Origin of the sequence: Thalassovita sp. (genome assembly GCF_963691685.1) — a bacterium.
Lineage (GTDB): Bacteria > Pseudomonadota > Alphaproteobacteria > Rhodobacterales > Rhodobacteraceae > Thalassobius.
Window position 1 is genome coordinate 3370756 of sequence record NZ_OY829290.1, and the last position, 24863, is coordinate 3395618.

General features: G+C 61.2%; 23 protein-coding genes. 13 read left to right on the forward strand and 10 right to left on the reverse strand.

Annotation, left to right across the window (positions count from 1 at the left end):
• The first annotated feature begins 7 nt into the window (after positions 1-7).
• The 7 genes from ACORLH_RS16150 to ACORLH_RS16180 all read left to right on the forward strand — a co-directional run bounded on the left by ACORLH_RS16150 (position 8) and on the right by ACORLH_RS16180 (position 8670).
• Entirely contained in the window at positions 8-1003 is a 996-nt protein-coding gene (locus ACORLH_RS16150) for an ABC transporter ATP-binding protein (protein ID WP_058244801.1), read from the forward strand.
• 210 nt (positions 1004-1213) lie between these two features.
• Entirely contained in the window at positions 1214-2293 is a 1080-nt protein-coding gene (locus ACORLH_RS16155; RefSeq protein WP_321829364.1) for a LacI family DNA-binding transcriptional regulator, read from the forward strand.
• Positions 2294-2333: 40 nt separating this feature from the next.
• Positions 2334-3680, forward strand: a complete 1347-nt coding sequence (locus tag ACORLH_RS16160) for an ABC transporter substrate-binding protein (protein WP_058244904.1) — start codon at positions 2334-2336, stop codon at positions 3678-3680.
• Between the two features lie 51 nt (positions 3681-3731).
• On the forward strand, positions 3732-4982 hold the full coding sequence (locus tag ACORLH_RS16165; protein ID WP_321829365.1) for a sugar ABC transporter permease: 1251 nt from the start codon (positions 3732-3734) through the stop codon (positions 4980-4982).
• Between the two features lie 112 nt (positions 4983-5094).
• On the forward strand, positions 5095-6309 hold the full coding sequence (locus tag ACORLH_RS16170) for a carbohydrate ABC transporter permease (RefSeq protein ID WP_321829366.1): 1215 nt from the start codon (positions 5095-5097) through the stop codon (positions 6307-6309).
• Between the two features lie 4 nt (positions 6310-6313).
• Positions 6314-7624, forward strand: a complete 1311-nt coding sequence (locus tag ACORLH_RS16175; protein ID WP_321829367.1) for an MGH1-like glycoside hydrolase domain-containing protein — start codon at positions 6314-6316, stop codon at positions 7622-7624.
• Positions 7624-8670 carry a sn-glycerol-3-phosphate ABC transporter ATP-binding protein UgpC gene (locus ACORLH_RS16180; RefSeq protein WP_321829368.1) on the forward strand — a complete coding sequence of 349 codons (1047 nt, stop codon included), beginning with the start codon at positions 7624-7626 and terminating at the stop codon, positions 8668-8670. Before ACORLH_RS16175 ends, ACORLH_RS16180 begins: the two co-directional genes overlap by 1 nt.
• Before the next feature lie 101 nt (positions 8671-8771).
• On the opposite strand, the gene ACORLH_RS16185 is transcribed toward ACORLH_RS16180, so the two are convergent.
• Positions 8772-12194 carry an indolepyruvate ferredoxin oxidoreductase family protein gene (locus ACORLH_RS16185; protein ID WP_321829369.1) on the reverse strand — a complete coding sequence of 1141 codons (3423 nt, stop codon included), beginning with the start codon at positions 12192-12194 and terminating at the stop codon, positions 8772-8774.
• Positions 12195-12387: 193 nt separating this feature from the next.
• Here ACORLH_RS16185 and ACORLH_RS16190 point away from each other — a divergent pair, with 193 nt between their 5' ends.
• Both ACORLH_RS16190 and ACORLH_RS16195 read left to right on the forward strand, forming a co-directional pair.
• Positions 12388-12849, forward strand: a complete 462-nt coding sequence (locus tag ACORLH_RS16190; protein WP_321829370.1) for an Lrp/AsnC family transcriptional regulator — start codon at positions 12388-12390, stop codon at positions 12847-12849.
• A gap of 565 nt (positions 12850-13414) precedes the next feature.
• On the forward strand, positions 13415-14101 hold the full coding sequence (locus tag ACORLH_RS16195; protein ID WP_321829371.1) for a hypothetical protein: 687 nt from the start codon (positions 13415-13417) through the stop codon (positions 14099-14101).
• A 6-nt stretch (positions 14102-14107) separates the two neighbouring features.
• On the opposite strand, the gene ACORLH_RS16200 is transcribed toward ACORLH_RS16195, so the two are convergent.
• From ACORLH_RS16200 to ACORLH_RS16225, 6 genes are all read right to left on the reverse strand, one after another.
• Positions 14108-14539, reverse strand: coding sequence for a c-type cytochrome (locus ACORLH_RS16200; protein WP_321829372.1), 432 nt, complete (start codon positions 14537-14539; stop codon positions 14108-14110).
• Positions 14536-15021, reverse strand: coding sequence for a cytochrome c (locus ACORLH_RS16205; RefSeq protein ID WP_321829373.1), 486 nt, complete (start codon positions 15019-15021; stop codon positions 14536-14538). Before ACORLH_RS16205 ends, ACORLH_RS16200 begins: the two co-directional genes overlap by 4 nt.
• Before the next feature lie 89 nt (positions 15022-15110).
• Complete coding sequence (locus tag ACORLH_RS16210; RefSeq protein ID WP_321832842.1) at positions 15111-15650, reverse strand: AAA family ATPase; 540 nt, start codon at positions 15648-15650, stop codon at positions 15111-15113.
• Between the two features lie 75 nt (positions 15651-15725).
• Entirely contained in the window at positions 15726-16403 is a 678-nt protein-coding gene (locus ACORLH_RS16215) for an ABC transporter ATP-binding protein (protein WP_321829374.1), read from the reverse strand.
• Positions 16396-17685: a lipoprotein-releasing ABC transporter permease subunit gene (locus tag ACORLH_RS16220; protein WP_321829375.1), complete on the reverse strand. Its 1290-nt coding sequence runs from the start codon at positions 17683-17685 to the stop codon at positions 16396-16398. Before ACORLH_RS16220 ends, ACORLH_RS16215 begins: the two co-directional genes overlap by 8 nt.
• A 79-nt stretch (positions 17686-17764) precedes the next feature.
• On the reverse strand, positions 17765-18283 hold the full coding sequence (locus ACORLH_RS16225; protein WP_321829376.1) for a DUF2937 family protein: 519 nt from the start codon (positions 18281-18283) through the stop codon (positions 17765-17767).
• 261 nt (positions 18284-18544) lie between these two features.
• On the opposite strand from ACORLH_RS16225, the gene ACORLH_RS16230 reads away from it, so the two are divergent.
• Complete coding sequence (locus tag ACORLH_RS16230; protein WP_321829377.1) at positions 18545-19225, forward strand: hypothetical protein; 681 nt, start codon at positions 18545-18547, stop codon at positions 19223-19225.
• Positions 19226-19371: 146 nt separating this feature from the next.
• On the opposite strand, the gene ACORLH_RS16235 is transcribed toward ACORLH_RS16230, so the two are convergent.
• Complete coding sequence (locus ACORLH_RS16235; RefSeq protein WP_321829378.1) at positions 19372-19518, reverse strand: hypothetical protein; 147 nt, start codon at positions 19516-19518, stop codon at positions 19372-19374.
• Positions 19519-19654: 136 nt separating this feature from the next.
• Between ACORLH_RS16235 and ACORLH_RS16240 the strand changes: the two genes are divergently transcribed.
• Positions 19655-20320, forward strand: coding sequence for a helix-turn-helix transcriptional regulator (locus tag ACORLH_RS16240; RefSeq protein ID WP_321829379.1), 666 nt, complete (start codon positions 19655-19657; stop codon positions 20318-20320).
• 13 nt (positions 20321-20333) lie between these two features.
• Here ACORLH_RS16240 and ACORLH_RS16245 read toward each other — a convergent pair whose 3' ends face one another.
• Together ACORLH_RS16245 and proS are read right to left on the reverse strand one after the other, a co-directional pair.
• The gene (locus ACORLH_RS16245; protein WP_321829380.1) at positions 20334-21236 is read right to left on the reverse strand and encodes a haloalkane dehalogenase; all 903 of its coding nucleotides are present in this window, start codon (positions 21234-21236) and stop codon (positions 20334-20336) included.
• 184 nt (positions 21237-21420) lie between these two features.
• The gene (gene proS / locus ACORLH_RS16250; RefSeq protein WP_321829381.1) at positions 21421-22773 is read right to left on the reverse strand and encodes a proline--tRNA ligase; all 1353 of its coding nucleotides are present in this window, start codon (positions 22771-22773) and stop codon (positions 21421-21423) included.
• Positions 22774-23051: 278 nt separating this feature from the next.
• Between proS and ACORLH_RS16255 the strand changes: the two genes are divergently transcribed.
• Both ACORLH_RS16255 and ACORLH_RS16260 read left to right on the forward strand, forming a co-directional pair.
• Positions 23052-24119 (forward strand): AI-2E family transporter, encoded by a 1068-nt coding sequence (locus ACORLH_RS16255; RefSeq protein ID WP_321829382.1) that lies wholly within the window; start codon positions 23052-23054, stop codon positions 24117-24119.
• An 80-nt stretch (positions 24120-24199) separates the two neighbouring features.
• Entirely contained in the window at positions 24200-24817 is a 618-nt protein-coding gene (locus tag ACORLH_RS16260; protein WP_082626395.1) for a DnaA ATPase domain-containing protein, read from the forward strand.
• Positions 24818-24863: the final 46 nt, after the last annotated feature.

The following is a 24863-nucleotide window of genomic DNA, read 5'->3' on the forward strand; positions in this document are numbered from 1 at the left end:
GCAGACCATGACCGCATTGTCGCTGAAAAACGTCAACAAATCCTTCGGATCCGTCCATGTCTTGAAGGACATCAACCTAGAGGTCGAAGAAGGCGAATTTGTTGTTTTCGTTGGCCCCTCGGGCTGTGGCAAATCCACCCTGCTGCGGGTGATTGCCGGGCTGGAGGATGCCTCCTCTGGCGATATTCACATTGGTGAGGATCTGGTTAACCTGACCCCGCCCGCCAAACGTGGCATCGCCATGGTGTTCCAGAGCTACGCGCTCTACCCGCACCTCAATGTGCGCAACAACATGACATTGGCCCTGAAACAGGCGAAACGCTCGAAAGAAGTGATCGACGCCCGTGTGGCCGAGGCCAGCCGGATGCTGGATCTGGAACAATATCTGGATCGCTACCCCTCGGAACTGTCGGGCGGTCAGCGTCAGCGGGTGGCCATTGGCCGGGCTATTGTGCGCCAGCCGAAACTGTTCCTCTTTGATGAACCGCTGTCGAACCTTGACGCGGCGCTGCGGATGAACACCCGGATTGAGATCGCCAACCTGCACCGTCAGCTGGACGCCTCGATGATCTATGTGACCCACGACCAGACCGAAGCGATGACGCTTGCGGATAAGATCGTGGTGCTGCGCGACGGGCGTGTGGAACAGATCGGCTCCCCGATGGAGCTCTACAACAACCCGGCCAACCAGTTTGTTGCGGGTTTCCTTGGCGCACCTTCGATGAACTTTATCGCCGCCGACAAGATCACCCCAGGCGATCTGCGCACCATCGGCATTCGCCCCGAGGATCTGACCATCAGCAGCGACGGACCACTCAGCGGTCAGGTCACCCACGTGGAACATCTGGGCGGCGACACCAACGTCATCGTGACGCTGGAGGATCAGCCGATGACCCTGCGCCTGTTTGGCCAGCATGGTGTGAAAATTGGCGAAACCGTGGGTCTGGCCTTTGATCCGGCGAAGTCCTACCTCTTCGACCAAAACGGGCAACGTGTAACCTAAAAACACCCCAAAAGTCGCATCAAGGCGGGCTGTGAGATCCTCACAGGCCCGCCTTTTTTGTGGATCCATGCTGCGCCGCCCAGCCTGTTTTTTCTGCCCAATCCTTGCGCAACGCCGCAGTGCAGCGTGCCAAAATCGGGCAAAAACTGCACAGATCGTTTGCCGAAACCGGTTTCGGAGACTTTTCTGAGACTGGGAGGACGAATCGACGTGAATACACAGGACCAGAAAAAGGCCATCCAATCGTGGCGCGCGAAACGCGTGACCATCGATGATTTGGCGCAGCATCTGAACCTGTCCAAGGGCACCGTCAGCCGGGCCCTGAACGGCTATTCCGACATCTCTGAAATGACCCGCATCCGGGTGCGCAAAGTGGCTGATCAGATGGGCTACCGCCCGCTCAGCCATGCGCAAGCGATCCGTACCGGTCTGGTGCGCTCACTTGGTTTGGTGCTGCAGGTGAACGAACATGACGGCCACCGCCCCTTCGTGGCCGATTTCCTTGCCGGCGTGTCCGAAGCCGCGTCGGCGCAAAACTGGACCCTCACCGTTTCAACCGCCGAAAGCGATGAGGACACACTGCGCCTCCTGGAAGCGCTGGCCGATGACCAGAAGGCCGACGGTTTCATCCTGCCGCGCACCCGGCTCAGCGATCCGCGGATCAGCTTCCTGCGGGATCAGGAGATCCCCTTTGTGCTTTATGGCCGCACCGGCGATCCGACCGGCTGCAGCTGGTATGACATCACCAGCGAAGACAGCATGGTTGAAGCGGTGGAAATGCTGGCAGGCCTCGGCCATCGCCGCATCGGATTTGTGCCCGGCGCGCCGGGCTACACCTATGCCAAACTGCGCCTCGAAGGCTATCAGCGCGGGCTGCAGTTGGCTGGCCTGCCACAGGATTCCAGCCTGATCACCGCCCCTGCCGTCAATATCGCCGAAGGCGCCACAGCCGCAGAAACGCTGCTGGATCTGGATGAACCGGCCACCGCGATCCTCTACTCGGTCGACCGGGCGGCCTTTGGCGCCTATACTGTTGCCAGGAACCGTGGACTGCACATCGGCCGGGACCTGTCGCTGATCTCCTACGATGGCCTGCCCGAAGGCAGCCTGATCGATCCGCCCCTGACCACATTCCAGGTGGATACCCGCAAGGCCGGAAAACGGCTGGCGGAATTGCTGATTCAACAAATCCGGGGCGCCGATCCCGAAGACCTGCGCGAATTGGCCCGCGCCCGCCTGTTGGATCGGGCGTCACATGGGCCGGCGCCGGACCCCGCCGGATCCCACTGAATTAAAGACCTTAACCAAGATGAATAAACGGGAGGAAGACATGACCAAACATAGCAAACTACTGGCTGGCTCAGCGCTTGCGCTGGCCCTGATGGCCCAGGGGGTATCGGCCGATACCATCCGCTTCTGGACCACCGAAGAACAGCCCGAGCGTCTGGCGAAACAAGAAGCCATGGCTGCCGATTTCCAGAAATCCACTGGCATCGAAGTGACCGTGATCCCGGTTTCGGAATCCGATCTCGGCACCCGCGCCACCGCCGCCTTTGCGGCAGGCGACCTGCCGGATGTGATATATCACACCCTGCAATACGCCCTGCCCTGGGCCGAAGCCGGCATTCTGGACACCGAAGCTGCCACCGAAGTTGTCTCTGAGCTGGGCACCGACACGTTCGCCCCCGGCGCCTTGGCGATGGCCAACTACGAAGGCGAAACCGCCTCGGTTCCGGTTGATGGCTGGACCCAGATGGTGGTCTACCGCAAGGACCTGTTTGAGGCCAACGGCCTTGAGGCCCCAACCACCTTTGGCGCTGTCACCGCCGCGCTGGAGAAACTGCACAACCCGCCAGAAATGTTCGGCTTCGTTGCCGCCACCAAAGTGGATGAAAACTTCATGAGCCAGGTTCTGGAACATGTGTTCCTGGCCAATGGTGTCAGCCCTGTGGGCGCAGATGGCTTCCAGCCACTGGACGTGAAAGCCACCACTGAGGTTCTGGATTTCTACAAATCCATCGCCGCAGCCTCGCCTCCGGGTGATCTCTACTGGAAGCAATCGCGTGAGCTCTACTTCTCGGGCAATGCTGCGATGATCATCTGGTCGCCCTTCATCCTGGATGAACTGGCCGGTCTGCGCGACAGCGCCCCGCCCACCATCAACGATGATCCGACCTCGGCGGCACTGGCCTCGATGACCGGTATCGTCACCAACTTCGCCGGCCCGTCGAACCCTGATGGCGCCGCCTGGGGTGACGTGCGTTACTTCGGCATCACTTCGGACGCAGACACCGACAACGCAATGGAGTTTGTGAAATTCTCGATGGATGCGGGCTACGGCCAGACCCTGTCGATCGCACCTGAGGGCAAATTCCCTGTGCGTGCCGGCACCGAAGCTGAGCCGAAGAAGTTCAAAGAGCTGTGGGCGACCCTGCCGGTTGGCGTGGACCGCAAGGCCCCGCTGGGTGACCTCTATGCGCAAGAGATGATTGACGAAATCGTCGGTGGCCTGGAAGTGGCCCAGCGCTGGGGCGTGGCCGAAGGTCAGCTCTCGCTGGCGTCGAAAATGATCAACAGCCAAGCGATCAACCGCGTGGTGCGCCAGTACATCGACGGTGAGGTGGATGCCGCCGCAGCCGTGGCCGCCATGAACGACGAACTGTCGAAAATCAACTAACGGTGACGGCGGGGGCCTGAACTGCGGTTCAGGTCCCCACCCCTTCCTGACATGACACATTCCCCGCTCCCCCCGCCCCCGCTGCCTCCGCGTGGTGTGACCCCGCTTGCCCGGCGCGAAGCCCGGCTGGCCTGGGGGTTGCTTGCGCCCACGTTGATCTCGGTTGCCCTGGTCGTGGTGATCCCGCTGCTGGCGATCTTCTGGATCAGTTTCAAACCCATTGGTCTGGCCGATCTGCGCCCGCCTGCCCCGATCCTGCGCGAATCCCTGCGCGGTTCCGGTGACAGCCTGCGCATCGAATACCGGCTGCGCAATTCCAGCCAGGACAAGGTGATCGAAAACGTCGTGATCACCGACACGCTGCCGACGGATCTGACCGTTACCGGTGACCTGCCCGCCGGCTGCGCCCTGACCGGCCGTGACCTGCGCTGTGCCTTTGACCAGCTGGAGGGGGGCTATAACGAACGGCTGCGCATTCCTGTGGCCGCAGCGGATGAAGACGCCGCCGAAGAGGCCGCTGAAGGCTCCGAGCCACTGGTCAGCGGTGAGGCGGACAGCATACTGACGAATTTCGAGTTTTCGACCGAAAACTTCGCCCGCATCTTTGACAGCGATGAGTTCATCGCCGTCATGAGGGTCACCCTGTTCTACACGGTGTTTGGCACCATCGGCGCACTGGGTGTCGGCCTGTTTGCCGCCCTGCTACTGAACAAGAGCTTCAAGGGTCAGGGCATCCTGCGCGGGCTTTACCTGTTTCCATACGTGGCCCCTGTTATCGCCGTCGCCTTCAGCTGGCTCATCCTGTTTGATCCTTTCTCAGGCTCGGCCAATGCGTTGCTGATCCGGATGGGCGTGACCGAAGGGGCAATCAACTTCTTTGGCGAACGTCCCCTGGCGCTGATCATGGTCACGGTGTTTGAAATCTGGCGCTATTTCCCGCTGTCCTTCCTGTTCATTCTGGCGCGAATGCAGTCGATTGACACCGATATGTATGAGGCCGCCGATATGGATGGCGCCAGCCCGTTCCAGAAATTCTGGTACCTCAGCCTGCCACAGCTCCTTGGTATCCTGTCGGTGCTGTTCCTCCTGCGCTTCATTTGGACCTTCAACAAGTTTGACGACATCTTCCTGCTGACCGGGGGCAATGCGGGCACGCGGACCCTGACGGTGAATGTCTACGAACAGGCCTTTGCGATCTCCAACATCGGGGCCGGTGCGGCTGTGGCGGTGGTGATTTTCCTCTGCCTGCTCAGCTTTTCGGTCTTCTTCTTCCGCTTCATGAGCCGAGAGGAGGGTCTGTGATGGGTCTGTTTACGAGCCGTGTTCAGGCGCTTGTTGTTCAGGGGCTTTGCCCCTCTGGGTCTGCGACCCATTCACCCCAGAGTATTTTTGAAACGTTGAAAGGAGCAGTCAGATGCGGATCTTTCTGAACGGCGCCTTTACCGCCGCCCTGCTGGGGGGCCTGTGGATGATGGTTCTGGCCACCACCTTTGCCGTGGCCGCCGCCTTTGCCACCGGTGAGGCGTTTCGCCCGGACCTGTTGCTATCGCTCCTCTGGGGGCTGATCGGTAGCTTAGCGGTTGTCTATACTGGGCCCGGCAAATCCCTCTCGATGGTGATCGGGACGGCGGCGCTGGTTGCCTTGTCGGTGATCGGCCTGCCCCCGGTGGTCGCAGAGCTGAGCCTTACGGCGCGGATCCTGGTCAATGGGGCCTTGGGGCTGATCTTTGGCCTCAGCCAGCCGGTGCTGCTGGCCGAGGTGGCCGGCCCCGGGTCCCAGACCCGCCACGCGATTGAGGATGCGGTGATCCGGTTCCTCACCGGGTTTGGCTATATCTTCTTCACCGCGATTGTGGCGATCCCGTTTTACGTCATGGTGATGACCAGCCTCAAAAGCCAATCCGAGCTGCTGAAGAACCCGCTGGATTTCTCCATCGATCTGTCCAAGGGCTGGGATCTGTTCCGCTCATATGTGGAGCTGTTCCGGGACTTCAATTTTGGCGACTACCTGCTGAATTCCATGCTGATTTCGGTGCTGACGGTCTTCATCACCCTGCTGTTTTCGGTGCCCGGCGCCTATGCGGTGGCGCGGCTGCGGTTCAAAGGCCGGGCGGTGCTGTCCCGCTCGATCCTGTTGATCTACATGGTGCCGATCATCGTGCTGGCGCTGCCGATCTACATCGCCTTTTCAGTCACGGGACTGCGCAACACGGTGGTGGGGATCCTGCTGATCTATCCGGTGACCACCATCCCCGTCGCGCTTTACATGCTGCAGGGCTACTTCCGGGGTCTGCCACATGAGATCGAAGAGGCCGGGCTGATGGATGGCCTCAGCCGTCTGGCGGTGATCTGGAAGATCACCCTGCCCCTGTCGCTGCCGGCGCTGGCGTCGGTCTCGCTCTATGTCTTCATGATTGCCTGGAACGAGTTTCTGCTGGCCTTCATGCTGCTGGATGATCCTTCCAAGTTCACGCTGACCCGCGGGATTGCCAGCCTCAACTCATCTGAAATTCCCCGCCAGCACCTGATGGCCGGATCGGTGATCGCCACCGTCCCGATCATGGTGCTGTTCCTGGGACTTGAACGCTTCATGACCAAAGGCCTGACGGCCGGATCCGTCAAAGGATAAGAAAATGACCAATGCCAGAGATCACATCAGCCTAGATGAGCAGGCCCGCGCGGTGCTGCGCGGAAATGACCGAGGCGGCTATTCCGTGCCGACAGACGGGCTCTACCCGTACCAGTGGAACTGGGACAGCGGCTTTGCCGCCTGGGGCTTTGCCCAGTTTGACCTGCCCCGCGCCTGGTCCGAGCTGGAAACGCTGTTTTCGGGCCAGTGGCCCACCGGCATGCTGCCCCACATCCTGTTTCACCGCCCAGATCCCGGCTACTTCCCGGGACCCGAGGTCTGGGGCACGGAGGGGCTGGGGCCTGTGCCCTCCTCCGGCATCAGCCAGCCCCCCGTCGCGGCGACCTTTACCCGGCTGACCTATGAAAAAGACCGCGCTGCGGGCCGCGCCCATATCGAAGCGCTTTACCCAAAACTGCTGGCCTGGCATCGCTGGTTCATGCAGTGGCGCTGCCATGAGGGGATGATCTTTGTCACCCACCCCTGGGAGTCGGGCCGCGACAACACGGTGGACTGGGACGGGCCGATGGCGGCCATCGACCCGGTCGGCGTAGAACCCTACACCCGCCGCGACACCGCCCATGTGGATCCGCATATGCGCCCCACCAAAGAAGACTATGACCGCTACCTCTACCTGGTGCAGCGGGGCCGGGATCTGGGCTGGGATGATGCCAAAATGGCCGACAGCATGCCCTTCAAGGTCGCCGACCCTACCATGACCTTCATCCTGTTGCGGGCCAACCGCGATCTGGTGGCCCTGGCCGCGGAACTTGGCGAAGACAGCGCCGAGATCGAAGGCTGGATCAAAGTGCTGGAAGAGGGCGCCGAACGGCTGCGCAACCCGGCCAGCGGTGTCTTTGAGGCGATTGACCTCAACACCGGGGCCCATGCGGGCAATGTGACCTCAGCGGCCTTCCTGTGCTGGTATGCAGGCATCGAATGCCCGGTGATGCTGGGCGAATTGATGGAGGCTTTTGAGGCCAGCCAATTCCCGGTGCCCAGCCAGAAAACCAGCAGCGACAGGTTTGATGCCATGCGCTACTGGCGCGGCCCGACCTGGACTATGATGAATGCCATCACCGCACTGGGGCTGATCGATATGGGCCACCCGGACGCCGCAGAAGAGCTGCGCATCCGCTCCGCCCGGCTGCTGGCAGAACGCGGCTTTGCCGAATATTTCAACCCGCATACCGGTGACCCGGCAGGCGGCGGCACCTTCACCTGGACCGCCGCGATCTGGCTGGCCTGGGCCTCGCCCAGCGCGCCCGCCTATCAAGGCGCCACGCAAACTGAGCCGCAGAGAGGAGAGCAGTGATGGGATCAATCAAGCTAAACGCGGTTGAGAAATGGTACGGCGAGGTGCAGGTCATCAAAGGCGTCGACCTGGAGATTGAAGACGGTGAATTCATCGTCTTCGTCGGCCCCTCAGGCTGTGGCAAGTCCACCCTTCTGCGGATGATCGGCGGGTTGGAAGATATCTCGCGCGGGACGCTGGACATTGACGGGCGCGATGTCACCGCCGAGCCCCCCGCCAAACGTGGCCTGGCGATGGTGTTTCAGTCCTACGCGCTCTACCCGCATATGTCGGTGCGCGACAATATGGGCTTCAGCCTGAAAACCTCAGGCGCCCCGAAGGAGGAGATCACCCGCAAGGTTGATGCCGCCGCTGAGGTGCTGAAACTGGAACCCTATCTGGATCGCCGCCCCAAGGACCTGTCTGGCGGTCAGCGCCAGCGGGTGGCCATCGGGCGCTGTATCGTGCGCGATCCCACGGCATTTTTGTTCGACGAACCCCTGTCGAACCTCGACGCGGCGCTGCGGGTCGAAATGCGCTATGAGATTGCCAAGCTGCACCAGCGACTGAAATCCACCATGATCTATGTGACCCACGATCAGGTGGAGGCAATGACACTGGCCGACAGGATTGTGGTGCTGGAGTTTGGCAAAATCGCCCAGGTCGGCACCCCGCGCGAACTTTATGAACGCCCGGCCAACCTGTTTGTCGCCCAGTTCATCGGCAGCCCAAAGATGAACATCCTGCCCTGCACCACCGAGGCCGGCCGCTACAGTCTGACCGGTGGCCGCGGCGGCACTTTCGCTGGCGACCGCGCGGCCGAACATCTGGGTATCCGCCCCGAACACATCACCTTGGGTGCTGAGGGCAGTGGCCAATGTGATGGCACCGTGGATGTGATCGAATACCTGGGGGCGGACAGCTATCTGGTGATCGATGGCGGCCCCTTGGGGCAGATCACCGTGCGCGAAAGCGGCGACACTGCGCTCACCGAAGGCGAACGTGTTGGCCTGAGATTTGATCCGGAACGTCTGTCGTTTTTTGACGCAGACGGATTGCGGGTCTGACACGAAAAAGGGGGGCTTCGCCCCCCTTAGACCCCCCAGAGTATTTGTAAAAACGATGAAAGCGCCTTTCAATGTTCCCTAAATACTCAATGTCTCCACGCTCAAGACGCGCGCACCGCTTGCAGGGCTTTCTCAGCTGTTGGTTTTAGCGCTTTGACGCTGGCCTCTTTCACCGGGCCGTAGCCGCGGAATTCCTGCGGCAGGGTCAGGAACCGGCGGGTATCGTCCAACGTGTCCTCAGACACTTTGCCGGTGATCTCGGTCAGTCCGGCCATAAACCAATCGCGCAGCCCCCGCTCCATCCGGCGTTCGGCGGTATAGCCGAACAGGTCCAGCTTGCTGCCACGCAGGGTTTTGAGGCCCGCCAGACGCGCCATAAAAGGCGACATCCAGGGACCAAAACTGCGTTTCATCGGCCGGCCGCGGGCGTCTTTCTTGCGTGACAGCAGCGGCGGCGCCATGTGGTAGACCTTCTTGTAGCCGTCTTCGAACTCGGCCTTCAGGATATCGTCAAACCCGGTCTGGCTGTGCAGGCGGGCCACCTCATATTCGTCTTTGATCGCCATCAGGCGGAACAGGGTTTTGGCCGCTTCGCGGGTCAGCTCCTCCTCATGTTCTGGCGGCAGGCTGGCGCGGAAGGCGGCGATGGTGTCGGCAAACCGCAGGGCGTAGGCCTCATCCTGATAATCTTTCAGGAAATCGACGCGCAGGGCGATCACCGCCTCCAGGCTGTCGTCCACCTCAGGCTCCTGCGGCAGGACGCGGGTGGCATCCACCGCCATCACACGGCCCAGATCAAAGGCACGGGCGTTTTTCTCAATCGCCACGCCGTTGAGCTCAATCGCCTGTTTCAAAGCCGCCTCAGACACCGGCACCAGACCTTTTTGCCAGGCGGCGCCCAGCATCATCACATTGGCAAAGACCGCATCCCCCAGCAGCGCCTCAGCCGCTTTGTTTGCATCAAAGCCCGCCACGTTTTCAGTGCCAACCGCATTGCGAATCATCTGTTCGCGGCGATCCACCTTCAGCGCCGCGTCGCGTTTCAGAACCAGATCCCCGGTCGGCATTTCGGCGCGATTGAGGATCACCTCGGTGCCCGGACGGTAATGGAACGAGGCTTTGGGCGCAGAGGACACCACCATATCGCAGCCGATCACCGCATGGGCCGCGCCCTGATCGATGCGCACCTGATGTACCGCCTCAGGCGTTTCGCCCAGACGGATGTAGCTGAGCACCGTACCGAATTTCTGCGCAAAGCCGGTGAAATCGAGAACCGAGGAGCCGCGCCCCTCAATATGGGCGGCCATGGTGATTAGCGCGCCGACCGTCACAACGCCGGTGCCGCCCACCCCCGTGACCAGCAGGTCAAACGGTGTCGCGAGCGAACGCATTTTGGGCTGCGGCAGATCTGCCAGCAGTGCGGGCATGTCCAGATCGGCGCCGGATTTCTTGCGCCGTTCCACTCCTTCGATGGTTACGAAACTGGGGCAGAACCCGTTGAGGCAGCTGAAATCCTTGTTGCAGTTTGACAGGTTCACCCGGCGTTTGCGGCCCAATGGGGTTTCCACCGGCTCCACACTCAGGCAGTTGGATTCCACCGAACAATCGCCACAGCCTTCGCAGACCAGCGGGTTGATGACGGCGAATTTCTTCGGATCTTCCATCTTGCCACGTTTGCGGCGGCGGCGTTTTTCGGTGGCGCAGGTCTGTTCGTAGATCAGCACCGACACACCTTTTACCTCACGCAGCTCGCGCTGCACCGCGTCCATGTCTTCGCGCGGATGGAAGGTGATGCCGCTGGGGTATTCGGCGCGGTCAAACTTGCCGATATCGTCGGAGACCAGCGCGATCCGCTGCACCCCTTCGGCGCGGCTGGCCTGCGCGATGCCCAGGACTGAGACCGGCCCGTCCACAGGCTGGCCGCCGGTCATGGCAACCGCATCATTGTAGAGCACCTTGAAGGTGATATTGGCGTTTTCCGCCACCGCCTGGCGCACCGCAAGGGAGCCGGAGTGGTACCAGGTGCCCTCCCCCAAGTTCTGGAAAATATGTTTGCCACCGTTGAACTTACTGGCAACCACATGGGGCACACCTTCGCCACCCATCTGGGCATAGCCCACCGTATTACGCCCCATCCAGGAGGCCATGACGTGACAGCCGATGCCCGACGCCGCGATGGAGCCATCGGGCACCTTGGTGGAGGTGTTATGCGGGCAGCCTGAGCAGAAATAGGGGGTGCGGTTGGCGCCGGGCAGGTTCAGCATCGGCGGCTGTGGCGCGGTCAGCTCCTGCGCTTTGGCCATCAGGCCCTCTTCGGGGAAGAACCGGTCCAGACGTTCGGCGATCACCGGCACCAGATCCAGCGGGCTCAACTCGCCGGTCCAGGGCAACAGCGGATCGCCAGCAGCGCGGTGTTTGCCGACCATTTTCTGCGGTTTGTCACCGGGCCAGTCGTAGAAGTATTCCTTGAACTGGCTTTCGATGATGCCGCGTTTTTCTTCGATCACCAACACCTCTTCCTTGCCCTTCACAAAGGCAAGCGCGTCGCGGCGGGCCAGCGGCCAGACCATGCCAACCTTGTAAATATCGATACCCAAACGACGGCAGGCGGCGGCGTCCAGCCCCAGCAGGCGCAGCGCCTCCATCGTGTCCAGATGGCCTTTGCCGGTGGTGACGATACCAAACTTGGCATCTTTGACGTCATAGATCCGTTTGTCGATCGGATTGGCCTCCACAAAGGCCTCCACCGCACTGAGCTTATAGCCGATGCGGGTCTCAATCTCGGGGCTGGGCAGGTCACCGTGGCGCACATGGATGCCGTTCGGGGGCAGCTCCACCTCGGGATAGGTAAACTCCCGATCCTTATGCAACGGCACCGAACGGCCGCTTTCCACGGTTTCCGAAATCGCTTTGAACCCCACCCAGGTGCCGGAATAGCGCGAGAGGGCGAAACCGTATTCACCATACTCCAGATATTCCTCAACCGAGGCGGGGTTCAGCGTGGGCATGAACCAGGTCATGAAGGCCACATCGGACTGATGCGGCATGGAGGAGCTTACACAACCATGGTCATCGCCCGCGACCACAAGCACACCGCCTTTGGGGGAGGATCCATAGGCGTTGCCGTGGCGCAAAGCATCGCCCGAACGATCAACGCCCGGACCTTTGCCGTACCACATGGAAAAGACCCCCTCGACCTCACATTCAGGGTCAAGGCTGGCCTGTTGGGCGCCCAGCACAGCGGTGGCGCCCAGATCTTCGTTCACGGCGGGCATGAAGGTGATGTCATGCGCTTCAACCGTTTTACGCGCGCGCCACAGCTCTAGATCCAGACCGCCCAGGGGTGATCCGCGGTAGCCTGAAACGAAGCCCGCCGTCTTGGTGCCCGCCGCCCGGTCCCGACGGGTCTGTTCCAGCATGATCCGCACCAGCGCCTGCGTTCCGGTGAGGAACACACGGCCCTCTTCCAGATCATAGCGGTCATTAAGTTTATATTGGGTGAATCCCTGTGGCTGGGCGGTCATTTTAAGCCTCGCGAGTGGTTTGGGGCAAACTATCGCGGGCAATTTGAAAAATGCGGTCAAAATACATGTTATCCCGCCGATGAAGCGACCAATACTCACCAAATTGACGCCACTTAGCGGATAAACTATCCAGGAAAGACAATCGCAATAAAATGCGAGTCTTTCTGAATCGACAAATCTGGACAGATGTTTCATGCACCTCGATGACCGTGACCTGACCCTTCTGGAACTGCTGCAACAGGATTGCCGCACGTCCAACGCCGATCTGGCAGAACGGGCCGGACTGTCGGCCTCTTCCTGCTGGCGGCGGATCCGTGCGTTGGAAGAATGCGGCCTCATCCGCCGCTATGGCGCGCAGCTGGCGCTGGAAAAGCTGGGCCTTGGCTTTCACGCCATCGTGCATGTGCAATTGACCCGCCACGACCCTGAAAAGCTGAAGGATTTCATCCGGGTGATCGGGGAACGCCGGGAGGTGTTGGAGTGTTACGCCACCACCGGTCAGGCCGATTACCACCTGCGGGTTCTGGTCGAAGACATCGCGGCGCATAACCGTTTCCTCGAAGAGGTGCTGTTCAGGATTGAGGCGGTCGCGGGGGCGCAGACCAATGTGATCCTCAAAGAGGTCAAACGCGCGGATCTGGTCGCCCTGCGTTAACCCCTGGGTAAGGCTTTGAGCGGGCTCGAAAAGTTATCCACAGAAATTCTGTAAAATTGCTGCATCTTCCGACCGTTGTCTTAACCATGCGGTAAGGTGTTTGCTGTCTGCTAGTGACCACCCCGCACCATAAACTGAGAGGCCACCCATGCGATTTCTGCCCGTCGTATTGGGCTGGGTCATAGCTGCCTCAGCCCTGTCAGCCATCGCGTCTATCCCCGGCGCGGCGAGTGAGGTTCCTCACTCGGTCCCTGCTTACACAGCAGGTTAAGCCCCGCCTCTGGCCTCGCCTTTTCGGGTCGGGCCAGAGGGCGTTTATGATCTGTTTGAGCTGTGATCATGTTTTGCGTTTTCGGTACGGTAGGAGGTAACGGTCATGCGCTTTATCACTCTGGTTCTGGGGTCGGCTGCGGCCCTCACGGCGTTTTCCATCATGTCGACCCATGCGGCGACCCCTGAGCGGCTGCTGCCCTATCACATCTTGCAATAATCAGCCCTACCGATCGCCCGTTAGGATCGCCTCATAGGGCTGGACCTTGCGCCGTCAGAGGTGCAGTCTGACCCTATGCGTTTTCTGATCGGCCTCTTGGCCTGCTGCCTGCTGCTCACCGCCTGTGGCCGTCCCCTGACGGAACGCGAACGCGCCTATGCGCGGACGTTTTATGGCGACCAGCTGGATCCTGACCCGGTGCGGTTTAACGACGGGCATTTCGCCCGCAGCGTGACCTTTACCTATGCCGCACGGCCCCGGGTGACCTGTCAGGAACGGGTGTTCCCCCCGGTCAAAGGGGAGACGTTCAAAACCTCCCCCGGGGCGATTGCCGTCTACCAGAACGTCTTTTATCGCAAAGACCTCTACCGGCCTGATTTCACACATGAATACCCGCAGGGCACCGATCTGTGGGATCTGATGCTCTTTGCTCATGAGATGACCCATGTCTGGCAATGGCAGAACCGTGACCGCACCGGCTACACCCCCTGGCGCGCCGCCAGCGAACATAAGCCGGGCCATGACCCCTATCTGTTTGAACTGGACAGCCAGCCCGATTTCCTGAGCTTCCCCTTTGAACAGCAGGCCGCAATTGTGGAAGAGTTCACCTGCTGCCGCGCCCTGGCCCCCAAGGCGCAGCGGACAAAGCGGCTGCATGCGATGCTGTCTGAGGTGATGCCGGTGCAGCTGCTGCAAACACGGATCGACCGCGCCGCGGTGGTGCCGTGGAAAGATGCCGATCTGAACGGCATCTGCAGCTGAGCGCGATCACTTGACCTGCAGGGTTTCCAGATAGGCCACAAGCGCGGCCAGCGCCCGTGGCACCGGGGTCAGATTGGCATCCTCGGCCGAGGCGGTGCCACTGACATCCAGCGGCACGGTTTCGCCACCCAGAAAGCCGCCAAATTCCGGCATCCGTTGATCGCCAAGCGCCTGCCGGTTGTAGCCATCCACCGTCGTCAAAACCATTTCACGCGGGAACACGCCGCCATTGGCCAGCGCCAGGCGGGTCAGATCCGCAGGCGGCGGGCCGTCCGTGCCAGTGCTGCCGCCCTGCCCGTTGGCGCCATGGCAGATGGCGCAGTTCTGCGCAAACAGCAGCGCGCCCTCAGCAGGTTCCGGCATGGCAACGTCCTGGCTGGGGGCACAGGCCGTCAAAGCGACAAAGGCAAAAGGGGTGCAACGGGCGACAAAAGTCATTGCTGGATGCTCCTTAAATAGGCGACCAGATCCACAATCGGGCCACCTGCCAGCATTGGCTGGCCGGTTTCAGTTTTCATAGCGCGATCATCGCCTTGAAAGACCTCGCCGTAAACCGGCATGGCAGATCCATGGCTGACCAGCGGATCGCGCCCATCAATGCGGGCGACAACGCGCTGTAGCGGGAAGACCCCGTCGTTCTGCGCGCTCAAGGCTGCCAGGGACTTGGGCTGCACCAGCAACACGGGCGCCATCGGGCCGTTTCCGTCGGCCTCCAGCCCGTGGCAGGTGGCGCAATGGGTCATGTAAAGGGCGCGGCCGGTGGCTACATCGGCGCGATTGTCGATCTCCTGCGCGGTGGCGAGCGTGGGCAAAACCACAATCGATGCCCAGACCATCGCCAGCAAGGTGATCGCAGTGCGGCAGTGCCTTAGGGCAAAAAACAATTGCGTCGTTGGGGACTTTTTAGATGCATCTGACATCGGGGCCTCCTGTCACTTGGAACCTCATTTGGTCCCCGCTAGTGTGACAGGTTCCGCCCGCTGGCGCCTTGATGCGTGTCAGGTTTTGGTCAATCCACCGGCGGCACCGAGGTGCCATAGGTCGCGGCCAGATCGGCAACGAACCGATTGACCTCCGCCGGGCTGCGCAGGTGGTGGGCCGCCTTGGTTTTCTGCGCCGATTTCAGGCACCGCTCGGGACCCATGTGGCCGGTTTTGCGGGTGTCCCAGATCCAGCGGTAGAACTCCCATGAAACCTGCTCAGGGCAGCCCTCGGGCAGGTCAGGACGGCTGCGACCGTAATGGCGCAGGGTGCGTTTCAGCACCCGCCAGGACCGCAGGGCCAGCGGCAGATCAACCCAGATATAGGTGTCACAGCGGGCCAGCCGCTCGCGCCAGGTGGCGGAATGGCCGCCCTCAAAAATCCAGCTGTCGCGGGCATGCACCTCATGGCACATGCGGGTCTTTTCGTCCCGGTCGCGTTCCTGCCAGCCGGACATCCAGTGAATGCGGTCAATATGTTCCACCGGCAGCCCCGTAATGGCCCCAATCTGACGCGCCAAAGTGGACTTGCCCGATCCGGGTTGGCCCACAATCATCACCCGTTTCATCGCTGCCTGCATCCCGCAATTCCTTTAACGAAAGAGCGCGAAACTGACGGATCACAACGGTAGCGTCAAGCGGTGTTATCTAAGCTGCCCGGCCTCCAGCCGCAGCATCCGGTCCATGCGCCCGGCCAGCTCCATATTATGGGTGGCAATCAGCGCCGCCATCCCGGTGGAACGCACCAAAGTCATCAGCGCGTCAAACACCTGATCCGAAGTGGCAGGATCCAGATTGCCGGTGGGTTCATCGGCCAACAAAAGGCGTGGTTCATTTGCTAAGGCCCGACAGAAGGCCACCCGCTGCTGTTCCCCGCCCGACAGGGCCGCAGGCCGGTGATCAGCCCGTGCGCCGACGCCCACGCGGGCCAAAAGGTCACTGGCGCGTGTCACCGCCTCAGCCCGGGCCACACCGTTGGCCAGCTGCGGCAGCACCACGTTTTCCAGCGCGCTGAACTCGGGCAGCAGGTGGTGGAACTGATAGATAAAGCCGACATCTTCGCGCCGGGCCCGGGTGCGGCGGCGATCCGATTGACCGGTCAGCGCCTGCCCCGCCAATGTGACCTGCCCCTGATCCGGCGTGTCCAACAAACCGGCGATATGCAGCAAGGTCGATTTACCGGCGCCCGAGGGCGCAACCAGAGCGACCACTTCGCCCGGTTGGATGGCCAGATCCACCCCGCGCAAGACGGCAACCGGATTGGCGCTGCCTTTGGCGTAGGTCTTGGTGATGCCCTCAAGGCTCAGAACCGGATCACTCATAACGCAGGGCCTCCACCGGGTTCATCCGGGCCGCACGGCGGGCCGGGAAGATCGTGACAATAAAGCTGAGGCTCAGCGACAGGGACACCGCCGTCACCACATCCCCCAGCTGCAGTTTTGCCGGCAGATGGTAAATGCCCCGGATCGAGGGATCCCAGGCCTGCCCGCCGGCCATCCAGTTCACAAAGGCAAAGATGGGATCGATGTAATAAGCAAAGAGACAGCCCAGGATCACCCCAGCCAGAGTGCCCACCATGCCGGTCAGAGAGCCGCAGATGAAAAACACCCGCAGCACCGCACCTTCGGTCAGGCCCATGGTGCGCAGGATGCCGATGTCACGACCTTTGTTTTTCACCAGCATGATCAGGCCCGACACGATGTTCATCGCCGCGATCAACACAAGGATCGACATGATGACGAACATCACATTGTCTTCGATTTTCAACGCCCTGAGGAAACTGCCCGAGGCATCGCGCCAGGTCCACAGCTGGGTGCCCTGCCCGCCCGCCTGCAACAGCGGCAACTGCAGGTCATCGATGGCTTCAGGACTGCGCACCATGACTTCCATCTCATCGGCGGCATCGTCGCGGTTAAAGTAGCTCTGCGCTTCAGTGAAGGGCATGTAGACGCGCACCCGATCAATGTCATAGCGCCCGGCCGAGAAGACATAGATCACCTCATAGGCTTTCACCCGCGGTGAGGTGCCAAAGGCGGTTTTCACCCCATTGGGGGAAATCACCTTGATCTTATCGCCCACCGTCACGCCCAACTCACGCGCCACGCCGGACCCGATGGCCACCCCTTCGCCAAAGCGGGAGATGTCGCCAAATCCGGTTTCGGGGTTCACGATACGCGGGATGGTTTTGAGGTTCTCCAGCGAGATGCCGTAAACCTCGATCCCGGCGTTGTAGCTGCCACGGTTGGCCATGACCTGGCCCTTGATCAGCGGCGCGACGCGGGTCACGCCGTCCACCGTGCGCAGACGCTCTGCCATGGCCTGATAGTCGGGGATCGACCGGTCAATGCGGCCCGTGTTGGGATCGACGGTGCCGATGCTGTAGACTGTCACATGGGCGTTGGATCCCAGGATCGTGTCGACAAATTCCGCCCGAAATCCGGCGCGCACCGCCAGCGTGGCAATCAGTGCGAAAACCGCCAGTGTGATGCCGATCAATGAGATCCAGGTCATCACGCTGACCCCACCCTCAGCGCGGCGGGCCCGCAGGTAGCGCCACGCAATCATCCATTCAAATCGTGCAAAAGGTGGGGGTGTGCCCGCCATATCCGCCTCATCCCGGTTGTGTGCTGTCAGAGGTGAACCAGCCTTGCGATAAGGTCAAGCCTTTCGGCGCGCCAAGGGCTTAGCGGGCGGCTCTGCGCCCAGATCGGGCCTGCCTACCCCGGCTGAAGGGCCATTTCAGCAGGGCCAGCAGCAGCGCCATGATCAGCGCCGCACCGGCGTAGCCCACAATGGCAAAGGCGGCCCCCTCAAAGGTCAGTGGCAGCGCCGGTTTATAGGCATCATACGTGCGGCGCGCGATCTCAGCGTCTGAGAAGTGGCGCAGCTCATAGGCGCGGGTGAAGGGTCCGGCATCCTGCAAGGCCGCCATGGCTGCGCTCAGCCGCTCATGGCGTTGCAGCGTAGTTTCCATATCGGCGCGACGGCGGGTCAGGAAGTCACTTCCCTGCATCTGCGCCAATGCCTCCTGCCGGGTGAGGCCCGAAGCCTGGGCCGAGGCATCAAAATCCGCCACCACCGCTGTCAACTCATCCACCGCACCGCCCAGACGCTGGGCATATTGCTGCGAAAACTCAGGGAACTGCGCCGTGACCGCCGCCCCGGACAGCCCTGCGATTAGGGTTAGTGTTCTCACGATCATCTGCTGCTCCTGCCCAATGATGCGCCCTGTCACGCTGGCCCCAGCCTAGGCGCGGAGGGCGGGCCAAGTATACCGCCTATCTACAGTCATTAGCGGCCAAAGCCGCGAAATCCCCTGCAAACACGCCGTATGACTTTGGTTTATGCGCGCAAAAACAAGCTTTTGACCAATAGAGGCCGCCGCCGTTTCGCGGCCATCAGGGTCCAGCGTCAAGCCACCGCCACACGCAGAAACGACCAGTGAAAACGAAAGGCAACGCGAATGACATATACCTATTGGATCCGGGCCGGCTTCTCCGCCCTACTGACCAGCGCCGTCTGCGCGCTGCCCCTCGCGGCGCAGGAGGTGCCACAGGTCACCGACCCGATCAGCGGGGACACCGTCGCCCTGACAGAGGTGGATCTGGCCGCCCTGAGCCGCGCGCAAATCCATGCGATCAGCAAAGAGCTGCAGGATCTCGGCTACAGCCGCAAAGACGCCAAAGGCGCCATCAAATCGGCGCTGCTGGACGATGTCACCGTGACCGATCCTGACACCGGCATTCTGGTGGCGTTGGAGGAAATCGACATTGCCGCGCTCAGTGATGAAGAACTGGCCGATATCCTGGAAGAGGCCCGCACCCAGGGCGTGACCCGGCGCGATGTCAAACGTGAGCTGATGAGCGCGGTTGAGGTGACAGATCCCCTGACCGGTGAAACCACCAAATTGGCCGAAATCGACAAATCCGCCCTTACAGATGAACAGCGCCAGGCCCTGCGGGACGCAGTCGCCGCGCTAGATCTGGCCGGTGCGCCCTCGGGCGATGGGTCCGGTCAAGGCGCGGGTCACGGCAAACGGGCTGGCAAAGGCCCGGGCGCAGCACGGGGCAACGGCCCCGGCAAAGGTGGCGGGGATCGTTCGGGTGCGGGCGGCGCATCTGAGGGGGGTGCCGCCACCGAGTGATCCCCCCCGCCCATATCGTTACGGTTTAGGGGATTTGACATCCCCTTCCCCAACGCGGTAGGCGAAATGTGTAGAAGCTAAAGGCTGATATGATGCGACCTCTTTACGCTCCCCTTCTGGGCTTTCTTCTGTCCTGGCCTGTCGTCCTACAGGCCGAAGAAAGGGTCGACGCCGCGATCGTGTCTCGGATCGAGGCGGATGGCTATGTGATCGTCGAGGTCAAACGCACCTGGCTGGGCCGTATTCTGATCACGGCCGAGAATGGCGAGAACTTGCGTGAAGTTGTCATCCATCGAAAGTCTGACGAGGTTTTGCGTGATCGGGTGTTTGCGTTGGATGCAAACGCCAAGGAAAACGCAGGGAAAGTCCCTTCTGCACCCACCGTTCTACCGCTGCCAGGTCCCGGTCAAATCCCCACACCGGGACCTGGTGCCCAACCTGCTGATCCTGCCCCGGATCGCCCTGAGCCCCCCGACCGTCCAGATCGGCCGGACCGCCCAGAGCGACCGGACAGAGACAAAGGTGGCGGTGATCGACCAAATCGTTGAGCACCGCAAGATGGGGATCATGAACAAGAAGAACGCCAGTTTGGCAGCGCTGCGCCCACAACTCGGCTCAAGTTTGGGCACGGGTCTGGGCTTGGGGCTGGTGCTGTTGCAGTGCCTTTGCGGTGGCTATTTCACCTGGGAAATCCTGGCCTCGATCTTTGATCTGCCCTCGCTGCCGCTGCGGTGGCAGACCCGGGAACTGGTTGAACTGGGGGCCTGTGCCGGGCTGATCCTGGGCGCCTTCACCAGCCTGCGCCTCAGCCTCTCCGCCCAGGCCGCCAAGGCGCGCGCCGATCACGCCCACCGTCTTACCGCTGGGGAGTTTACCGATGCCGTCGAGGAGTTCTTTGCCCGGATTGAACTGACCGAGGCTGAGCGGGACGTCACCTGGCTGATGCTGAAAGGCATGTCGACCAGTGAGATTGCTGCGCTGAGGGAAACCAAACAGGGCACGGTCAAGGCGCAATCCACCGCGATCTATCGCAAGGCCGGGGTCAGCGGCAAATCCCAGCTATTTTCGCAGCTGGTCGAAGAACTGTTGATGTAACGCTGTCGCGCGCTCAGGTATCTGCGATGAACGCCAGCGTTTTGCGCGCCAGTTCCGGGCCGACATCCTCTTGCAGGAAATGCCCCGCATTAGGGAACAGGACATGCGGCTGCCCCGCCGCGCCCGGCATCAGTTTCTGAAACACCCCATCGATCCCTGCCATCACCTTATCCTCAGCGCCAAAGGCGGTCAGCACCGGCAGATCCAACCCTTTCAGCACCTGCCAGGCATCGCGGTTGGGCTGGGCGGCGGGATCCTCGGGGTTGTCCGGCACCAACATGGGAAACTGCCGCGCGCCGGCCAGATAGGATTCATCAGGAAAGGGTGCGTTATAAGCGGCGACCTCTGCCTCGGTCAGTTTGCTGATGGTGCCACCATAGACGATCCGGCCCGCATTGAACGGATCTGCGGCCTGCGAATAGGCGCGCCAGCTTTTGAACGCCTCACTCATCGGCTGATCCCCGGTTGGCAGGGCCGTATTGGCCACCACCAGCCGGGCAAAACGATCCGGCATCATCGCCAGCAGCCTGAGCCCCAGCAGACCGCCCCAGTCCTGACAGATCAATGTGATCCCCTGCAGATCCATCTGCACCAGCCAATCGGCCAGCCAGTCGACATGGGATTGATAACTATAATCGCTGCGCTGCGTCGGTTTGTCAGAACGGCCAAACCCAATCAGATCAGGCGCCACGGCCCGATGCCCGGCGGCGGAGAAGAGCGGGATCATGTGCCGGTAAAGGTAGGACCAGGTCGGCTCCCCATGCAGCATCAGAACCGGGGCCGCCTGCCGCGGGCCTTCATCAACATAATGCATCCGCAGCGCCGCAGCCCCCTGACCAACGGTCAGGTACTGCGGCGCAAAATCATAATCCTGCAGCCCTTCAAAACGGTTGTCTTCTGTACGCAAGAACTTCATCGCGGCCTCCCTCCGGTCTGAAGCGGTATAATGCACCGATTGTGCCCGCCGCCAAATCGAAAGCGTCGCTCGCTGTGTCTGCGGCCGCGCAGTGAGTATTTGGGGAACATTGAAAGAGCGGGGGGCAGCAACGAAAAAGGCCACCCCGAGGGGTGGCCTGGATGGTCTAACTTGCAGGGGGCGATCAGAAGACGTTGACGCGGTGGGGGGCGTAGATCTCGATGATTTTCTGAACGGCCTGTTCCGGCGTCATCTCTTCGCTTTCGCCGGTGCGGCGGCAGGTCAGTTCGACCACACCGTTTTTCAGACCACGCGGGCCCACGGTGATGCGCCAGGGCAGGCCGATCAGATCCATGGTGGCGAACTTGCCACCGGCGCGTTCCTTGCGGTCATCATAAAGCGGCTCCAGCCCAACAGCGGTGAAGCTGTTGTAGAGCGCCTCACAGGCGGCATCGGCCTCCTCATCGCCCTGTTTCAGGTTCACGATGCCAACGTGGAACGGGGTGACACCTTCGGGCCAGATGATGCCGTTGTCATCATGGCTGGCCTCGATGATCGCGCCCAGCAGACGAGAAACGCCGATGCCGTGGCTGCCCATGTGGACCTCAGTCGGCTTGCCATCAGGGCCTTGGACGGTGGCGCCAAGGGCCGCGGAGTATTTTGTGCCGAAGTAGAAGATCTGGCCAACCTCAATGCCGCGGGCGACGCAACGGCGTTCCTCAGGCACCTCGTTGAAGAGCGCCTCATCATGGGTTTCATCGGTGCGGGCATAGCGCGAGGTGAACTCTTCCAGCACGGCCTGACACTGTTCGACGCTGTTATAGTCGATCTCACGCTCACCAAAGGTCAGATCGGTGATTTCGCGGTCATAGAAGACCTCGGACTCGCCGGTTTCGGCCAGCACCAGGAATTCATGCGTGTCATCACCGCCGATTGGGCCGGAATCGGCGCGCATCGGGATCGCCTGCAGGCCCATACGCTCATAGGTGCGCAGGTAGCTGACGAGGTGGCGGTTATAGGCGTGCAGCGCGTCCTCTTTGGTGAGGTCGAAGTTGTAGCCGTCTTTCATGTAGAACTCACGGCCCCGCATCACGCCGAAACGCGGACGGATCTCATCGCGGAATTTCCACTGGATCTGATACAGTGTCAGTGGCAGGTCTTTGTAGCTGTTCACATGGGCGCGGAACACATCGGTGAACAGTTCTTCTGCGGTGGGTGAAAACAGCATGTCACGGCCATGACGGTCCTGCATCCGCAGCATTTCTTCGCCATAACCGTCATAACGGCCCGACTCACGCCACAGATCGGCGGACTGCAGGGTCGGCATCTGCATCGGGATGTGACCGGCGCGGATCTGTTCCTGATGCACGATGTTTTCGATCTTGCGCAGCACCTTGAAGCCCAGCGGCAGCCAGGAATAAATCCCGGCAGATTGCTGTTTGATCATGCCGGCGCGCAGCATCAGACGGTGGCTGACAATCTGCGCCTCGGACGGGTTTTCTTTCAGTACGGGCAGGAAATAGCGCGACAGACGCATGGATGACCCCTTGGGATTGGTAAAACTTGGTTAGAGACGGGTTTAGAAGAGGGGCGCAAGGCAGACAAGGGGCAAGGTGGCCCCAAGGCCGCCGGTCTTTTTCCCCAGTCCCATGCCCGCGCGGCCAAGCGGCGGCCCGGAGGCGGTCCCGCCTGCCGGTAAAACGCTCCACGGCAACCGGTTAGAAGCCGCCGAAACAGGGCATGCCCCTGCCCTGCCCCTTGATCTGTCGCGCAGAACCGACGACATAGGAGGCTAAGCAAAAACAGGGGGCGCAGATGGCTTTGTCAGCGAAGGAACAGGTAGGGTATTGGGGTGTGGCCTTGGCGGCATCGTCCCTAGCGCTGTGGTATCTGGGCGATGTGATCCTGCCCTTTGTTCTGGGCGGCGCAATTGCCTATTTCCTGGATCCGGTCGCCGACCGGCTGGAGGCGTGGGGATTTTCCCGGGTCTTTGCCACTGCAATCATTACCATCGTGGCTGTATTGACCTTTGTTATGCTCGTGCTCTTGGTGGTGCCCTCGCTGATCAACCAGTCGGCGGCGCTGTTGCAGGTGATGCCGCAGGCCTTTGAGGATCTCTGGGCCTTCTTGATCCAGCGCTTCCCGCAGATCCTGGATGAAACCTCCACCCTGAACCAATCGCTGCAGCAGATCGGCCAGACCATCGAATCCAAAGGCGGTGAGCTGCTGAACGCGGTCTTCTCCTCAGCCTTGTCGATCATCAACGTTGTGATGCTCTTCGTGATCGTGCCTGTGGTGGCCTTTTATCTGCTGCTGGACTGGGACCGGATGGTGGCCAAGGTGGATGATATGCTGCCGCGCGATCATGCGCCAGTGATCCGTCAGCTGGCCAAACAGATCGATGGCACGCTGGCCTCTTTCATTCGCGGCATGGGCACGGTCTGTCTGGTGCTGGGCACCTATTATGCGGTGGCGCTGATGCTGGTGGGGCTACAATTTGGCCTGGTGGTTGGCTTTGTCGCCGGGGCACTGACCTTCATCCCCTATATCGGGGCACTGTTCGGCGGTGTGCTGGCCATTGGTCTGGCACTGTTTCAGTTCTGGGGCGATTGGCTGTCAATCGGTCTGGTCGCAGGCATCTTTGTGTTGGGTCAGGTGATTGAGGGCAATGTGCTGACGCCCAAGATGGTCGGCAGCTCGGTTGGGCTGCACCCTGTCTGGCTGATCTTTGCGCTGTCGGTCTTTGGCTCGCTCTTTGGATTTGTCGGCATGCTGGTGGCGGTGCCGGTGGCGGCCTCCATCGGTGTGGTTGCCCGCTTTGGCATGGACAATTACAAAGGCGGCCGACTCTACCAAGGCCACGCCGGAAAGCGCGACGAGTGAACCACCGCCAATTAAGCTTTGATCTACCAGTGCGTCCCGCGCTGGGACGGGAAGACTTTTTTGTCTCTCCGGCCAATGCGATGGCGGTTGTCCTGTTGGAAAACTGGCGCGACTGGTCCGGGCGCAAACTGGCGCTGATCGGCCCGAAAGGATCCGGCAAAACCCATCTGGCCCATGTGTGGGCGGTGACCTCTGGTGCGTTGATCCTGAAGGCCACGGATCTGGGCGATGTGGAAATCCCCGCCGTGGCGATGGGCCCTGTGGTGGTTGAGGATGTGCAGGACATTGCTGGCCTGCGCCCGTTGGAAGAAGCACTGTTTCACCTGCACAATCTGGTGCTGGCCGAAGGCTTCCCCCTGCTGATCACCGCGGATCGGCCGGCGCATCTGTGGGGGCTCAGCCTACCGGATCTGATGAGCCGGATGCAGGGCACCCAATCGGTCAATCTGGAGCAGCCCGATGATCAGCTGCTGTCGGCCGTGGTGGCCAAACTCTTTGCCGACCGTCAGCTGATGCCCAGCCCGGATGTGATTTCCTATCTGGTGGCGCGGATGGACCGCAGCTTTGATGCCGCCCGTGATCTGGTGGCTGCCATTGACCGCGAAGCCTTGGCCCGCAAACGTCCGGTGACGCGCAAACTGGCGGCGGAGGTGCTGGGCCAAAGCGAATTGCCCGATCTGCTGGACAATCCCGGCTAAGGGCGGCACTCTCGTCACCATAGTTTCACATGCTTTGAGCATAAGC

Coding starts and splice junctions, on each gene's coding strand:
- ACORLH_RS16150 (WP_058244801.1), top strand. CDS start 8: ATGACCGCATTGTCGCTGAAAAACGTCAACAAATCCTTCGGATCCGTC.
- ACORLH_RS16160 (WP_058244904.1), top strand. CDS start 2,334: ATGACCAAACATAGCAAACTACTGGCTGGCTCAGCGCTTGCGCTGGCC.
- ACORLH_RS16165 (WP_321829365.1), top strand. CDS start 3,732: ATGACACATTCCCCGCTCCCCCCGCCCCCGCTGCCTCCGCGTGGTGTG.
- ACORLH_RS16170 (WP_321829366.1), top strand. CDS start 5,095: ATGCGGATCTTTCTGAACGGCGCCTTTACCGCCGCCCTGCTGGGGGGC.
- ACORLH_RS16175 (WP_321829367.1), top strand. CDS start 6,314: ATGACCAATGCCAGAGATCACATCAGCCTAGATGAGCAGGCCCGCGCG.
- ACORLH_RS16180 (WP_321829368.1), top strand. CDS start 7,624: ATGGGATCAATCAAGCTAAACGCGGTTGAGAAATGGTACGGCGAGGTG.
- ACORLH_RS16185 (WP_321829369.1), bottom strand. CDS start 12,194: ATGACCGCCCAGCCACAGGGATTCACCCAATATAAACTTAATGACCGC.
- ACORLH_RS16190 (WP_321829370.1), top strand. CDS start 12,388: ATGCACCTCGATGACCGTGACCTGACCCTTCTGGAACTGCTGCAACAG.
- ACORLH_RS16195 (WP_321829371.1), top strand. CDS start 13,415: ATGCGTTTTCTGATCGGCCTCTTGGCCTGCTGCCTGCTGCTCACCGCC.
- ACORLH_RS16200 (WP_321829372.1), bottom strand. CDS start 14,539: ATGACTTTTGTCGCCCGTTGCACCCCTTTTGCCTTTGTCGCTTTGACG.
- ACORLH_RS16205 (WP_321829373.1), bottom strand. CDS start 15,021: ATGTCAGATGCATCTAAAAAGTCCCCAACGACGCAATTGTTTTTTGCC.
- ACORLH_RS16210 (WP_321832842.1), bottom strand. CDS start 15,650: ATGAAACGGGTGATGATTGTGGGCCAACCCGGATCGGGCAAGTCCACT.
- ACORLH_RS16215 (WP_321829374.1), bottom strand. CDS start 16,403: ATGAGTGATCCGGTTCTGAGCCTTGAGGGCATCACCAAGACCTACGCC.
- ACORLH_RS16220 (WP_321829375.1), bottom strand. CDS start 17,685: ATGGCGGGCACACCCCCACCTTTTGCACGATTTGAATGGATGATTGCG.
- ACORLH_RS16225 (WP_321829376.1), bottom strand. CDS start 18,283: ATGATCGTGAGAACACTAACCCTAATCGCAGGGCTGTCCGGGGCGGCG.
- ACORLH_RS16230 (WP_321829377.1), top strand. CDS start 18,545: ATGACATATACCTATTGGATCCGGGCCGGCTTCTCCGCCCTACTGACC.
- ACORLH_RS16235 (WP_321829378.1), bottom strand. CDS start 19,518: ATGGATGACAACTTCACGCAAGTTCTCGCCATTCTCGGCCGTGATCAG.
- ACORLH_RS16245 (WP_321829380.1), bottom strand. CDS start 21,236: ATGAAGTTCTTGCGTACAGAAGACAACCGTTTTGAAGGGCTGCAGGAT.
- proS (WP_321829381.1), bottom strand. CDS start 22,773: ATGCGTCTGTCGCGCTATTTCCTGCCCGTACTGAAAGAAAACCCGTCC.
- ACORLH_RS16255 (WP_321829382.1), top strand. CDS start 23,052: ATGGCTTTGTCAGCGAAGGAACAGGTAGGGTATTGGGGTGTGGCCTTG.
- ACORLH_RS16260 (WP_082626395.1), top strand. CDS start 24,200: ATGGCGGTTGTCCTGTTGGAAAACTGGCGCGACTGGTCCGGGCGCAAA.